The sequence below is a fragment of the Alteraurantiacibacter lauratis genome, assembly GCF_037154155.1.
Lineage (GTDB): Bacteria > Pseudomonadota > Alphaproteobacteria > Sphingomonadales > Sphingomonadaceae > Alteraurantiacibacter > Alteraurantiacibacter lauratis.
This window is the reverse complement of sequence record NZ_JBANRN010000002.1, coordinates 237,766-250,061: the sequence shown is the minus strand read 5'-3', so window position 1 is coordinate 250,061 and position 12,296 is coordinate 237,766. Positions and strand designations below refer to the sequence as shown.

General features: G+C 65.7%; 12 protein-coding genes. 4 read left to right on the top strand and 8 right to left on the bottom strand.

Annotated features, from left to right (window positions below):
• The first annotated feature begins 98 nt into the window (after positions 1–98).
• On the top strand, positions 99–1,133 hold the full coding sequence (ruvB, locus tag WFP39_RS03495; protein ID WP_336917823.1) for a Holliday junction branch migration DNA helicase RuvB: 1,035 nt from the start codon (positions 99–101) through the stop codon (positions 1,131–1,133).
• A 385-nt stretch (positions 1,134–1,518) separates the two neighbouring features.
• Here the strand turns inward: ruvB and WFP39_RS03490 are convergent, their stop codons facing one another.
• Positions 1,519–2,556 carry a hypothetical protein gene (locus WFP39_RS03490; protein ID WP_336917746.1) on the bottom strand — a complete coding sequence of 346 codons (1,038 nt, stop codon included), beginning with the start codon at positions 2,554–2,556 and terminating at the stop codon, positions 1,519–1,521.
• Between WFP39_RS03490 and WFP39_RS03485 the strand changes: the two genes are divergently transcribed.
• The gene (locus tag WFP39_RS03485) at positions 2,555–2,662 is read left to right on the top strand and encodes a hypothetical protein (RefSeq protein WP_336917745.1); all 108 of its coding nucleotides are present in this window, start codon (positions 2,555–2,557) and stop codon (positions 2,660–2,662) included. The genes WFP39_RS03490 and WFP39_RS03485 overlap by 2 nt on opposite strands.
• A 112-nt stretch (positions 2,663–2,774) precedes the next feature.
• On the opposite strand, the gene acnA is transcribed toward WFP39_RS03485, so the two are convergent.
• On the bottom strand, positions 2,775–5,447 hold the full coding sequence (gene acnA, locus WFP39_RS03480; RefSeq protein ID WP_336917744.1) for an aconitate hydratase AcnA: 2,673 nt from the start codon (positions 5,445–5,447) through the stop codon (positions 2,775–2,777).
• A 205-nt stretch (positions 5,448–5,652) separates the two neighbouring features.
• Here acnA and WFP39_RS03475 point away from each other — a divergent pair, with 205 nt between their 5' ends.
• Positions 5,653–5,865 carry a hypothetical protein gene (locus WFP39_RS03475; protein WP_336917743.1) on the top strand — a complete coding sequence of 71 codons (213 nt, stop codon included), beginning with the start codon at positions 5,653–5,655 and terminating at the stop codon, positions 5,863–5,865.
• Here the strand turns inward: WFP39_RS03475 and WFP39_RS03470 are convergent.
• Complete coding sequence (locus WFP39_RS03470; protein WP_336917742.1) at positions 5,862–6,809, bottom strand: DMT family transporter; 948 nt, start codon at positions 6,807–6,809, stop codon at positions 5,862–5,864. The genes WFP39_RS03475 and WFP39_RS03470 overlap by 4 nt on opposite strands.
• A 123-nt stretch (positions 6,810–6,932) precedes the next feature.
• Here WFP39_RS03470 and WFP39_RS03465 point away from each other — a divergent pair, with 123 nt between their 5' ends.
• Positions 6,933–8,258: a L,D-transpeptidase family protein gene (locus WFP39_RS03465; protein WP_336917741.1), complete on the top strand. Its 1,326-nt coding sequence runs from the start codon at positions 6,933–6,935 to the stop codon at positions 8,256–8,258.
• Between the two features lie 4 nt (positions 8,259–8,262).
• Here the strand turns inward: WFP39_RS03465 and WFP39_RS03460 are convergent, their stop codons facing one another.
• The 5 genes from WFP39_RS03460 to ispG are packed head-to-tail and all read right to left on the bottom strand — an operon-like array spanning position 8,263 to position 12,240.
• A complete protein-coding gene (locus WFP39_RS03460) occupies positions 8,263–9,015 on the bottom strand; it encodes a murein L,D-transpeptidase catalytic domain-containing protein (protein WP_336917740.1) in 753 nt (250 codons plus the stop codon).
• Between the two features lie 35 nt (positions 9,016–9,050).
• Positions 9,051–10,007: a hypothetical protein gene (locus tag WFP39_RS03455; protein ID WP_336917739.1), complete on the bottom strand. Its 957-nt coding sequence runs from the start codon at positions 10,005–10,007 to the stop codon at positions 9,051–9,053.
• A 21-nt stretch (positions 10,008–10,028) separates the two neighbouring features.
• A complete protein-coding gene (locus WFP39_RS03450; RefSeq protein ID WP_336917738.1) occupies positions 10,029–10,556 on the bottom strand; it encodes a retropepsin-like aspartic protease family protein in 528 nt (175 codons plus the stop codon).
• 54 nt (positions 10,557–10,610) lie between these two features.
• Entirely contained in the window at positions 10,611–11,090 is a 480-nt protein-coding gene (locus WFP39_RS03445) for a GNAT family N-acetyltransferase (RefSeq protein WP_336917737.1), read from the bottom strand.
• A 10-nt stretch (positions 11,091–11,100) separates the two neighbouring features.
• Positions 11,101–12,240: a flavodoxin-dependent (E)-4-hydroxy-3-methylbut-2-enyl-diphosphate synthase gene (ispG, locus tag WFP39_RS03440; RefSeq protein ID WP_336917736.1), complete on the bottom strand. Its 1,140-nt coding sequence runs from the start codon at positions 12,238–12,240 to the stop codon at positions 11,101–11,103.
• Positions 12,241–12,296 lie beyond the last annotated feature (56 nt).

Sequence of the window (12,296 nt, the reverse complement as noted above, 5' to 3'; positions counted from 1 at the left end):
GCGGGACCGGGGCTTAGCTGCGGAAGCTCTGCCTGCCGGGCTTGCTGGCTCGCGGCCCCTCGCATAGGTTGCGCGGCGTGGAACAGCCAGACAGCCTGATGAGCCCTGCGCGCCAGCCGGATGATCCGGATGCGGCCTTGCGCCCGAAATCGCTGGGCGAATTTGTGGGGCAGGCCGCCGCGCGCGACAATCTGCGCGTGTTCATCGATGCGGCGCGCGGCCGGGGCGAGGCGCTGGACCATGTGCTGTTCTTCGGCCCGCCGGGACTTGGCAAAACCACGCTGGCGCAGATTGTGGCGCGCGAACTGGGCGTGGGTTTTCGCGCCACCAGCGGGCCAGTGATTGCCAAGGCGGGCGATCTGGCCGCGCTGCTTACCAATCTCGAACCGCACGATGTGCTGTTCATCGACGAGATTCACCGCCTCAACCCGGTGGTGGAGGAGGTGCTCTATCCCGCGATGGAGGATCGCGCGCTCGACCTCATCATTGGCGAGGGGCCATCGGCGCGCAGCGTGCGGATCGATCTGCCGCCCTTCACTCTGGTGGGCGCGACAACGCGGCAAGGGCTGCTGACCACGCCGCTGCGCGACCGGTTCGGCATCCCCGTGCGGCTGCAATTCTATACCGAGGACGAACTTGTGCAGGTGGTGACACGCGGTGCGGGCTTGCTGGGCATGGCCATGCATCCCGCGGGCGCGCGCGAAGTTGCCCGCCGCAGCCGCGGCACGCCGCGTGTGGCGGGGCGCCTGCTGCGCCGGGTGCGCGATTTTGCCAATGTCGCCGGCGCTGCCGAAATCACTGCCGAACTGGCTGACGCGGCGCTGACCCGGCTGGAAATTGACCAGCTGGGCCTTGATGCCATGGATCGGCGCTATCTCACCATGATTGCCGACATCTATCGCGGGGGGCCGGTGGGGGTCGAAACGCTTGCCGCGGGCCTTTCCGAACCGCGCGACACGGTGGAGGAGGTGATCGAGCCTTACCTTATCCAGCTGGGCCTGATTGCCCGCACCGCGCGCGGCCGCTGCCTGAATGCACGCGGGTGGGAGCATCTGGGGCTGGCCCCGCCTGCCAGTCCGCCGCCCGATTCGCCGTTCCCCCAGCAGGGGCAGCTGTTTGATCCCGGCAAATAGGCTGGCCGGCGCGCGCAGGCGTTAACGCCTGTTGGCGAATGGGGCACTTTCGGTTCCATTGTGGGACAAAGCGTCGCGAAGCCCCCGATTAGCCTGCAAAAACCCGATCCTGCGCGTGGTTAACGGTCGCTTTGCCATTGCCGATAGCAGGCAGAAGGGTCTCTTTGGCAACCTTGGAAGACCTATCTGGCTGCATTGGCGGCAGACGGGGTTGCAGGGAAACGCAAAGAGAGACTGGCATGTCGGTAAGAATGGCCCTTGCGAAATTGTCGGCGGCAGCGGCAGGCACGGCGCTGGCGGCGGGTGGCGCGGTCCATGTGGCAGAGCCGCAGGCCGCAACCGTCAGCTACAAGTCGGATGCGCGCACCAGTTCGACCGGCCTCACCTATGTCAAGGATCGCCCGGCCGCGCGCACCGTGCCGCAGCGCGAGACGCGCCGCATCCGCCGCGTGGTGGAAGGCGAGCCGGAACCGGAACTGGCGCTGCTGCCCTTGCCACCCTTGCCGCTGCCGCAGGAAGGCGGACGGGTAAGCGGCGGTGGCGGCGGCCAGCCCATCATCATCGGCGGTTCGGGCGGCTGGGGCGGCGGCTTTGGCGGCGGGTTCTTCGGCGGTTTCTTCGGCGGCAGCGGCGGCGGGGGGAGCGTCAACCTTTCGACCACCACCTCGACCTCGACCAGCGGTTCGTCAGGCACCACCGGTTCGAGCGGCGACATCAACATCGACATCGATATCGACAATTCGAGCACCGGCTCCTCCACTTCCACCTCGTCGGGCGGCAGCGGCGGATCCTCGACCAGTACCACGACCGGCGGCGTATCGACCAGCACGGGCGGGGTTTCCACCTCAACCACCACGGGTGGCGTGTCGACCAGCACCGGCGGCGTATCCACGTCGACCGGGGCGATCAGCAGCACCACCTCGACCACGTCAGGAAATGTGACCAGTTCGACCGGCGCGGTGTCCTCGTCGAGCGGGAATGTCTCCAGTTCCAGCGGGAATGTGACAAGTTCCAGCGGCAACGTGACGTCCTCGTCCTCGTCCTCCAGCTCGTCGAGTTCATCGAGCTCCAGCTCGTCCTCGTCGTCCTCATCCTCGTCGGGTGGCGGCGATGGATCGAGCAGCGGCTCGTCGGGCAGCAGCGGATCTTCGGGTTCGAGCGGCTCCTCCTCCTCGTCGGGCGGATCGGGCAGCAGCGGGTCGTCCTCCAGCTCCAGTTCCTCCTCGTCGAGCAGCAGCTCCTCGTCCAGTTCGGGCAACATCACCAGCTCGACCGGGTCGTCGTCTACCGGCAGTTCGTCGTCGAGCAGCAGCAGCAGTTCGTCCTCGTCCTCGTCGAGCAGCAGCTCCTCGTCTTCGACCAGCAGCAGCACGAGCACGACATCGGGCACAACTTCGGGCACGCAGGTGCCGGAGCCGGGCATGATGCTGCTGTTCGGGGCCGGCGCGGCCGCCGTGTTCATGCGCCGCCGCCGCCGTGGCAAGTTTGGGGGCGAAACCGGCGAAGACGGCACGCGCGAAGCGGCCTGATCGCCACGACCCAGGTCCACGAAAAAGGGCGGCTCCTTCGCGGGAGCCGCCCTTTTTGGTTTGTGAAGCAGGGCAAGTGCGGACGACCCGGAAGGCCGCCCGTTCGCCCCAATTACGCCGCCAGCTTGCGCAGGACGTAATGCAGGATCCCGCCGTTGAGGTAATATTCCAGCTCGTTCGCGGTATCGATGCGGCACTTGGCGGTGAAGCTGAAAGTGGACCCATCGGCGCGGGTGACATCGACCACCACGTCCTGCTGCGGCTTGATGCCGGCAAGGCCGCGAATGGTGAAGGCATCGTCGCCATTGAGGCCCAGAGTCTCGCGGCTTTCGCCATCGCGGAACTGCAGCGGCAGCACGCCCATGCCAATCAGGTTGGAGCGGTGGATGCGCTCAAAGCTTTCCACGATCACCGCGCGCACGCCCAAGAGGGCCGTGCCCTTGGCCGCCCAGTCGCGGCTGGAACCGGTTCCATATTCCTTGCCGCCGATCACGACCAGCGGCGTGCCGTCTTCCTTGTGCTTCATGGCTGCATCGTAGATCGCCATGGTCTCGCCCTTGTACGAGGTTACGCCGCCTTCCACGCCGGGCACCATTTCGTTCCTGATGCGGATATTGGCGAAGGTGCCGCGCATCATCACCTCGTGATTGCCGCGCCGGCTGCCATAGGAATTGAAGTCCTCCTTCGCCACCTGATGGCCCAGCAGGTAACGGCCTGCGGGGCTGTCGGCCTTGATCGAACCTGCCGGGCTGATGTGGTCGGTGGTGACGCTGTCGCCCAGGATCGCCAGCGGCTTGGCCGCGACAATGTCGGTAACGGGCGCGGGCGTCATGCCCATGCCTTCGAAATAGGGCGGATTGGCGATATAGGTGCTGCCCGGCTTCCAGGCATAGGTGTCGCTCGCCTCCACCTTGATCGCCTGCCAGTGCGCATCGCCCTTGTAGACATCGGCATAGCGCGCCTCGAACATCGCGCGGTCGATGCTGCTGCTCCGCAGATCGGCGATTTCCTGCGTGGTGGGCCACAGATCGGCCAGCATCACGTCCTTGCCGTCCTTGTCCTGCCCGATCGGGGTGGTGGTGATGTCCTCGGTCACCGTGCCCTTCAGCGCATAGGCGACCACCAGCGGCGGGCTGGCCAAGAAGTTGGCCCGCACATCGGGGGACACGCGGCCTTCGAAATTGCGGTTCCCCGACAGCACGGAGGCGGCGACGATGTTGTTACCGTTGATCGCCTTGCTGATGGGCTCTGCCAGCGGGCCCGAATTGCCGATGCAGGTGGTGCAGCCATAGCCGACAAGGTCAAAGCCGATGGCGTCCAGATGCTGTTGCAAGCCTGCCTTCACGAGGTAATCGGTGACAACCTGCGATCCGGGGGCAAGGCTGGTCTTCACCCACGGCTTGGGCTTGAGGCCGCGTTCATTCGCCTTCTTGGCCACAAGGCCTGCGGCGATCAGCACATCGGGGTTGGAGGTGTTGGTGCAGCTGGTAATCGCCGCGATCACCACATCGCCATCGCCAATGTCGTGATCCTTGCCATCCACCGCGACGCGCGCCGGGGCGGCCTTGCCATAGGCGGTGGACAGGTCGGAATTGAACAGATCGTCCACCTCCGGCAGCGCCACCTTGTCCTGCGGGCGCTTGGGCCCGGCAAGGCTGGGCACCACGCTGCCCATGTCGAGATGCAGCATGGAGGAGAACACCGGCTCGTTTTCCGGCGTGAACCACATGCCCTGCGCCTTGGCATAGGCTTCGACCAGCGCAATCGTTTCTTCCGGGCGGCCCGTCAGGCGCAGGTAATCCAGCGTCTTGTCGTCAATGCCGAAGAATCCGCAGGTCGCGCCGTATTCGGGCGCCATGTTGGCGATGGTGGCGCGGTCGGCCAGCGAAAGCGCGGACACGCCGGGGCCGAAAAACTCGACGAACTTGCCCACCACCTTGTGTTCACGCAGCATCTGCACGCAGGTCAGCACCAGATCGGTGGCGGTGACGCCTTCGGACAGCGCGCCGGTCAGCTTGAATCCGACCACTTCGGGGATCAGCATCGACACCGGCTGGCCCAGCATCGCGGCCTCCGCCTCGATCCCGCCGACGCCCCAACCCAGCACGCCAAGGCCGTTGATCATGGTGGTGTGGCTGTCGGTGCCGACGCAGGTATCGGGATAGGCGACCAGCTCGCCGTTCTGGTCCGTGCTCGACCAGATGCCCTTGGCGATATGTTCCAGGTTCACCTGGTGGCAAATGCCGGTGCCCGGCGGCACCGCATAGAAGTTCTGCAGGCTTTTCGCGCCCCACTTCAGGAAGTCGTAACGCTCGGCATTGCGCTCATATTCCAGCGCCATGTTGTTTTCGAACGCCTTGGGATGGCCGAATTCGTCCACCATTACCGAGTGGTCGATAACAAGGTTCACCGGCACCAGCGGATTGATCTTGGCGGTATCGCCGCCCAGCCTGGCAATCGCATCGCGCATGGCGGCAAGATCCACCACGCACGGCACTCCGGTGAAATCCTGCAGCAACACGCGTGCGGGGCGGTACTGGATTTCCTCGCCCGTAACCGGGTTCTTCTGCCAGTCGGCAATGGCCTGAATGTGGTTGCGGCCCACGGTAAAGCCGCCATCCTCGAATCGGAGCAGATTTTCCAGCAGCACCTTCATGCTGAACGGCAGGCGGCTGACATCGCCGATCGTTTCCGCGGCCTTTGCCAGCGAGTAGTAGGCGTATGTTTTTCCGCCTACTTCCATCGTGCTGCGGGTGGAAAGCGTGTCCGATCCGACCTGGGTCATAGATTGCCGTGTCCTTTGCGTTACCGCCGATTGGCTGTTGCTGTTTTGGCCGCCTTGCTAGAGAGGCGGCACCCATGCCGCGCGACTGCGCTTTTGGCGGCTCAAGGTCAAGGGGTGGGGGTGGCCGCGCGCATCACAATGCGGATTTTTGCGAGGGGGCAAAGGCAGGATTGGCGACGTTGGGAAAGGGTTTGTTGGGGCAGCCATGATTATCGGTCGGTCAGAGGAAACGCGCCCCATATTCGGCGTGTGGCGCATGGCGCTGGCGCTGGTGCTGGCGGCGTTTCTGGGGGCCGCGCTGGGGCTCGCCTGGCAGAACTTCGGCATGGCAGACGAAGAGAATGCGCAGAGCGGCGATGCGGTCGAGGAACTGACAGCCGAGGAGGAGGCTGCCGAGGAACCCGCAGACGAAGGCTAGGACTTCGGTTCCCCATCCGCGCCCAAGGGCGAAGCATCCGCCGAAGCGCCCACCTGTCCGCTGTGGCGGCGCGGGGCCGCGATCCAGCACCCCGCCACGATCAGCGCCGCGCCGGCCAGCGTGGGCAGCCGCACGTCCTCGGCAAACAGCAACCAGCCGAACAGCGCCGCCCAGGCAAAGCCCGAATATTCCACCGGCACCAGCACCTGCGCTTCCGCGCGGGCATAGGCCCAGGCAAGCAACAGCAGACCAACGGTGCTGAGAAGCGCGGCGGCCGCGATCCAGCTCCAGGTCGCAGCGCTTTGCGGCCATGTCAGAAACATTGGCGCGGCGGGCAGCAGCACCAGCGTCAGCAGTGCACTTTGAAAGGTGGCGATTTCCAGCGGGGCGGCGACCTGCGCCTGCTGGCGTTGCAGGATCAGGTTCCAGGCGTAAAGCACCGCCGATACCAGCACCAGCGCAATACCGGTGGCGGCATCCTTGCTGAGATTGGCCGTAGTGATCCGCCCACCCACGATCACCACCACGCCCGCCATGCCCAGCACTGCCGCTGTGATCGCCTTGTTGCCCACCTTCTCCTTCAGCACCCACGCCGCCAGTGCCAGCGCGATCAACGGGCTGATGAAGGACAGCGCAATCGCCTCGGCCAGCGGCAGGTGCACCAGCGCAGAGAAAAAGGTGAGCGCGGTAAAGGCCCCCACCACGCCGCGCGTGACATGCAGCTTTAGCGTCAGGCCGGACGGCCAGCGCAAGGCGCGCTGCATGGTCCATAGGCTGCCCGCCAACGCAAAGCCCATGCCGCCGCGCACCAGCAGGGTGGAATAGGCGCCGATCGCGAGCGAGGCCGATTTCATGAAGCCGTCCATCAGCGTCAGCAGCGCAATCGCCAGCAGTGTGGAGAGGAATGGCAGCAGCAGGGCAGGGCGCGGCGCGGCGGGTGACATGGACGCGCCTGTAGAATGGCCGCGCGGCAAAGACCATGGCGATTGCGGCTGCGGCTGCGGCTGCGGCTGCGGTTGCGGGCAGGAACCTTGCCAAACGCAGGCGGTGCGGCCAGACTTGGGTGCATGATTAACCCTGTTCGATCCGCTGGCGCGCGCGTGACACTGTTGGGTGCCTGTGTGTCGCTTGTCGTATCGCTCGTCGGATCGCTACCCGCCCAGGCGCAGCGGCTGGCCTTCGAGCCGGTGCTGGAGCGGGACGGCGTGCAGGTCATGGCCGCGCAATGGGAGCCGGGGACGATCCGCCGCACCATCGCGCCGCGCCTGGCAGGCGATCTGTCGTGGCCGCTCGCCCGCGCCGAAGCGCTGCGCCGCGCCATTGATGACGCGGCGATGGAGGGGCTCGACCCGGCGGAATACCGACCCGATCTGCTCGAAGCCGCGATTGCTGCGGGCGAAGGCCCGGAACTTGACCGGGTGGCAGCCGCCATTTTTGGCTGGCTGGTGGCCGATTACCGCGACGGACGCACACCCATCTCGGCGCGCGCCAGCTATCTGATGGACGATACCGACGCCGATCTTCTGCCTACTGCTGCGCTGATGGAGCGGGCTCTGGTCTCCGGCGATATTCGCGGGACACTGGCATCGCTGCTGCCCAGCCATCCCGATTATGCGGCGCTGCGTGCGCATTTGTCGATCACTCCGGCGCAAGATACCGCACGGCTGAACCGCATCCGCGCCAATCTGGACCGCTGGCGCTGGCTGCCGCGCGATCTGGGCGGCATCCATTTGCTGGTCAATGTGCCCGAATTCATGCTGCGGCTGAATGTCAACGGCGAAGTGATGCGCAGCTACCGCACGATTGTGGGTCGGCCCGGTCGCAGTGCCACGCCGATGATGTCGGAAATCGTGGAAGGGGTGATCTTCAATCCCAACTGGACCGTGCCGCAATCGATCGTGGTGGGGGAAGGGTTGGGGCGGCGGGTGCTGAACAACCCCGCCTGGGCGCGCAGCATGGGTTATACCGCCACGCGTCTGCCCGGCGGCGCGATAAGCGTGGTGCAGGCGCCGGGGCCCCGCAATGCGCTGGGCCTGATGAAGCTGGATATGCCCAATCCGCACGCGATCTTCCTGCACGATACGCCGAACCGCAACCTGTTCGGGCAGGAAGTGCGCGCGCTGAGCCACGGCTGCGTGCGGGTGCAGGACGCGCTGGAACTGGCGGTAACGCTGACCTTGCTGGGCGAAGGCGCCACCGCGCACGAGGCGATGCGCATATCTGCCAGCGGGCAATTGACCCGCGTTGCGCTGGCAAAGCCGATTCCGGTTTATCTCGGCTATTTCACGCTGCGCGTGAGCGAAGACGGGCAATTGGCCGAATACCGCGATCTCTACAACCGCGATGGTGCCGTGCTTGCCGCGCTGGCGCAGCGGCGGGTGCGTTCCATCTAACCCGCTATCGGGGCATTTCGGCGTTCAGGCTGGATTCCGCTTCGCCGCCAAACTCTGCGTCTTCCTCCGCCAAGGCGGCGCGGCGCTGCGCAATCGCGGTTTCGAAATCCACCGCAGCTTGCGGCGGCATGGCCACATCCGCGCCATCAGGCCCGATCCCCAGCCTGTCGGCAAACAGCAGCCGCCCGCCTGAAAGTTGGTAGAGCGCACCCTGCAATTCCTCCGGTCCCACGGCAAAGCAGCCGTTCGACCGGCCGAGCCGCCCCCATCGCGCCACATGGGCAGGCGTGGCGTAGTCGGCTGCGTGCATCACGATAGCGCGGGCGTAGGCCTGATCATTGCTGGGCTCCAGACCCTCCAGCCGCATCGAGGTGCCAAAGCGGCCCTGATACCATTCCCACGATACATAGGCCCCGCGGCTGGTCGCCCAGCTGTCGTGCAGGTTGGAAAAAGCGTTGAGCCAGCCGTCATGTTCCGGGTCGGACCCGCTGCCATGCGCGACGAGCAGGCTGCGTACCGTGCCCGCTTCCAGATTGGCGATGTGAAAGCGGGGCGTGGCCGAATGCACGCCGAAATCGGCAATCGCGGCGACATCGCGCCGCCACAGCGCCGTGCCGGCCCGCTCTACCTGCTCGCGGGCAATGGCAAGGATGCGCCGGCTGCGCGCATCGGGGGCTGGCTGCGCGGCCGCGCGCAAGGGCGCAGCAAGCGCGGCGGTGCCGATGGCGAGCGAGCCGAGGAATGCGCGGCGGTTCATGCCGTTCATATAGGCCCGGCGCGCACGAATTGCAGCTACCGCTTCATTGCCTCGATCGCGGCAAGGCTGGCGGCCTTGTAGGCGCCGTTATCGTGCCGGTGCGTGCCGACGAAATGCACGAAGCCGGCATCCTGCGGCCACGCCTCGTTCCAGTAATTGAGGTAGCGCGCATAGGGCAGCGGCACCACGCCCGGTTCGTTCGCAAGATGGAAGTTGGAGGCAATCTGCTCCGTCCCCCAGATGAAGATATCGTCACGGCCCAGCATCCTTTCCATTTCCGCCAGGAAGGCGGCGGCCAGATCGCGGCCCGGCCCGCCTGCGGCAAAGCCGGTAAATCCCGAACAACCGCGTAAGTAGCGCCAGCCCTGCGCATTGGCGACAGTCGCCAGCCGCGATTCCACGCGCGTCTGCACATGGCCCTCCTGCGGGCCATCGGGATAGAGCGCGCGGGCAAAATCGCCCAGCGGCAGCGCGCCGATCTCCGCATCCCCCCCGCCCAGCAGGCAGAAACTGCGGTTGCGCGAAATCGCGTCCACGACTTCGGGCACTGGCCCCACCGTCACCGTGTCGCTGTCGAGCTGGATCCAGTATTCCGACAACCGCCGATCGAGGATCGTCAGCAGCCGTTCCCACGTGCCGCCGGTGGGGAAGGGATCCGTCTTCACATCGGCAATCGCGATGATTTCGGGATCGCCGCAATGCTGCGCCAGGATCGTGCGGTCTGCTGCGGTCAGCGTGCCATCATCCAGAATGACCACGCGCCCGCGCTGCAACTGGCTCCACAGGCTTTTCACCGCCACCAGATAGGGCAGCAGCACCGCGGTGCCGATCATCGAGAAAATCACCAGCCCGTCGCGCCGGGGCACGATAGGGGGCGTGTCGAGCACGCCGATCACCGCCTCGTTATGCCGGCCCGCCTGCTGCTTTACGCGCCAGCGATGCGGCAGCAGGTTGGGAGGGATGAGGCCAGAGATGATGGGGGCCATGTTCATTGTGGGAAATCCTTGGTCATTTCAACTGGCCAGGATCATCTGGCCATCGGCCATGCGCACTTCGCGAAACGTGCCGAGGAACGACTGGCCCAGCAGCGATATGTCCAGCCCGCGCGGAATGATGACGCCCGGCACATCTGCGGCCTCGTGATTGCCCAGCGCAATCTGTCCGATCACCACCGGCACGCCTGCCACCGGCCCGCTCGCCCCGCGCGCGACAATCCGGACATCGTCTTCGTTCCAGACAAAACCCATCGCTTCGGCATCCGCGCCGGTCAGCGCCACCACGCTGGCGCCGGTATCGACCAGCATCCGCACATCCTGCCCGTCCACGCGGACATCGGCGTAGAAATGCCCGTCCGCCGCGCGGGCGAGCACCGCGCCATCGGACGAAAGCGAGGTTGCCCCCCGCGATGCGGCGAGGGAAGGAAGGGGCTGCGGTGCGCTCGTGCCTATGTCTGTCGCCACATCGTCCGGTTGCGCCGGCAGCATGAGGCCCACGGCCGCGCCGACGAACATGATGGCAAGCAGGGACAGGCGCAGATCCATGCCCCGGCATAGGGCAAAGCGGGTTACCGGCGCGTAAAGCGGGGCCTTGTCTGGTCAGCCCTTGGCAAGCGCGGCCAGCGCAGGGCCATCCACCCGCATCACGGTCCACTCGTCCATCGGCCTGGCGCCCAGCGCCTTGTAGAAACCGATTGCGGGTGCGTTCCAGTCAAGCACCCACCATTCCAGCCGCGCGCAGTCGCGTTCGAAAGCCAAAGCGGCCAGATGGCGCAGCAGCGCCTTGCCCAGGCCCAATCCACGGGCGGCGGGCCGCACATACAGGTCTTCGAGATAGATGCCCGGCTTGCCCTCGAACGTGCTGAAATTGTGGAAGAACAGGGCGAAACCCTGCGCTTCGCCGGCCACTTCACCGATCAGCACCTCGGCATAGGGCCGGGGTCCGAAAAGCTTGGTCGCCAGCGTTGCCTCGTCGAAGCGCACTTCGTGCGCCAGCTTCTCGTAGGCCGCCAGTTCGCGGATCAGTGCGGCGATGAGCGGCACATCGACCGCCGTGGCGGGGCGGATCGTCAAGGTCATTCGAAAGCGCCTATTCCGCCGCTTCGGTTGCCTTGCCCGCGTCGGTCACATTCGCCTCGATCTCGGCCGCCTTGGCTTCGACCAGACGCACGATATGTTCCACCATATCGGCGTCCTGCACATGGTGATCGGTGACGCCCGACAGATAGACCATGTGCTTGCCCGCACCGCCGCCGGTAATGCCGATATCGGTTTCGCGCGCTTCACCGGGGCCGTTGACCACGCAACCCAGCACCGAGAGGCTGAGAGGGGTCTTGATATGTTGCAGGCGTTCTTCCAGCGTCTGCACCGTGCGGATCACGTCAAAGCCCTGCCGTGCGCAGGACGGGCACGAGACGACCCGCACGCCGCGAGTGCGCAGGCCCAGCGCCTTGAGTATCTCGAAGCCCACGCGCACTTCCTGTTCGGGTTCTGCCGAGAGGGAAACGCGGATCGTGTCGCCAATCCCTGCCCACAGCAAGCTGCCGATGCCGATCGAGCTTTTCACCGTCCCGCCGATCAGGCCGCCGGCTTCGGTAATTCCCAGATGCAGCGGGCAATCGACCGCCTCGGCAAGGCCCATATAGGCCGCGACCGCGAGGAACACATCGCTGGCCTTCACCGCCACCTTGAATTCGTGGAAATCGTGATCCTGCAACAGCTTGATATGGTCGAGCGCGCTTTCCACCAGCGCTTCGGGGCAGGGTTCGCCGTATTTTTCGAGCAGGTCCTTCTCAAGGCTGCCGGCATTCACCCCGATGCGGATCGCGCAGCCATTGGCCTTGGCCGCGCGGACTACTTCTGCCACGCGGTCGCTGCTGCCGATATTGCCGGGATTGATGCGCAGGCACGCTGCGCCCTTGTCGGCGGCTTCCAGCGCGCGCTTGTAGTGGAAATGGATGTCGGCCACGACCGGGATCTTCGCCGCGCGCGTGATCTGGTCGAAATGGCGGGTCGATTCCTCGGTCGGGCAGGATACGCGGATGATGTCCGCGCCCGCATCCTCGCACCGGCGGATCTGGTCGATGGTCGCCGCGATATCCTCTGTCGGCGTGTTCGTCATCGTCTGCACGGTGATCGGCGCGTCGCCGCCCACAGGGACATTGCCGACCATGATCTGGCGGGACTGGCGGCGCGCAATATCGCGCCAGGGTCTGATGGAGGATGACATGATCGGTGATATAGGCACAGGCGCGCGCCGGGGCAATCGGGCATGGGGCATGACAT

Bases quoted from the DNA above. Each gene is read 5' to 3' on its own strand.
- WFP39_RS03475 (WP_336917743.1), top strand. From the start codon at position 5,653: ATGATTATCGGTCGGTCAGAGGAAACGCGCCCCATATTCGGCGTGTGG.
- acnA (WP_336917744.1), bottom strand. From the start codon at position 5,447: ATGACCCAGGTCGGATCGGACACGCTTTCCACCCGCAGCACGATGGAA.
- WFP39_RS03445 (WP_336917737.1), bottom strand. From the start codon at position 11,090: ATGACCTTGACGATCCGCCCCGCCACGGCGGTCGATGTGCCGCTCATC.
- WFP39_RS03470 (WP_336917742.1), bottom strand. From the start codon at position 6,809: ATGTCACCCGCCGCGCCGCGCCCTGCCCTGCTGCTGCCATTCCTCTCC.
- WFP39_RS03455 (WP_336917739.1), bottom strand. From the start codon at position 10,007: ATGAACATGGCCCCCATCATCTCTGGCCTCATCCCTCCCAACCTGCTG.
- WFP39_RS03490 (WP_336917746.1), bottom strand. From the start codon at position 2,556: ATGCCCGGCTCCGGCACCTGCGTGCCCGAAGTTGTGCCCGATGTCGTG.
- WFP39_RS03450 (WP_336917738.1), bottom strand. From the start codon at position 10,556: ATGGATCTGCGCCTGTCCCTGCTTGCCATCATGTTCGTCGGCGCGGCC.
- WFP39_RS03460 (WP_336917740.1), bottom strand. From the start codon at position 9,015: ATGAACCGCCGCGCATTCCTCGGCTCGCTCGCCATCGGCACCGCCGCG.
- ispG (WP_336917736.1), bottom strand. From the start codon at position 12,240: ATGTCATCCTCCATCAGACCCTGGCGCGATATTGCGCGCCGCCAGTCC.
- ruvB (WP_336917823.1), top strand. From the start codon at position 99: ATGAGCCCTGCGCGCCAGCCGGATGATCCGGATGCGGCCTTGCGCCCG.
- WFP39_RS03485 (WP_336917745.1), top strand. From the start codon at position 2,555: ATGATGCTGCTGTTCGGGGCCGGCGCGGCCGCCGTGTTCATGCGCCGC.
- WFP39_RS03465 (WP_336917741.1), top strand. From the start codon at position 6,933: ATGATTAACCCTGTTCGATCCGCTGGCGCGCGCGTGACACTGTTGGGT.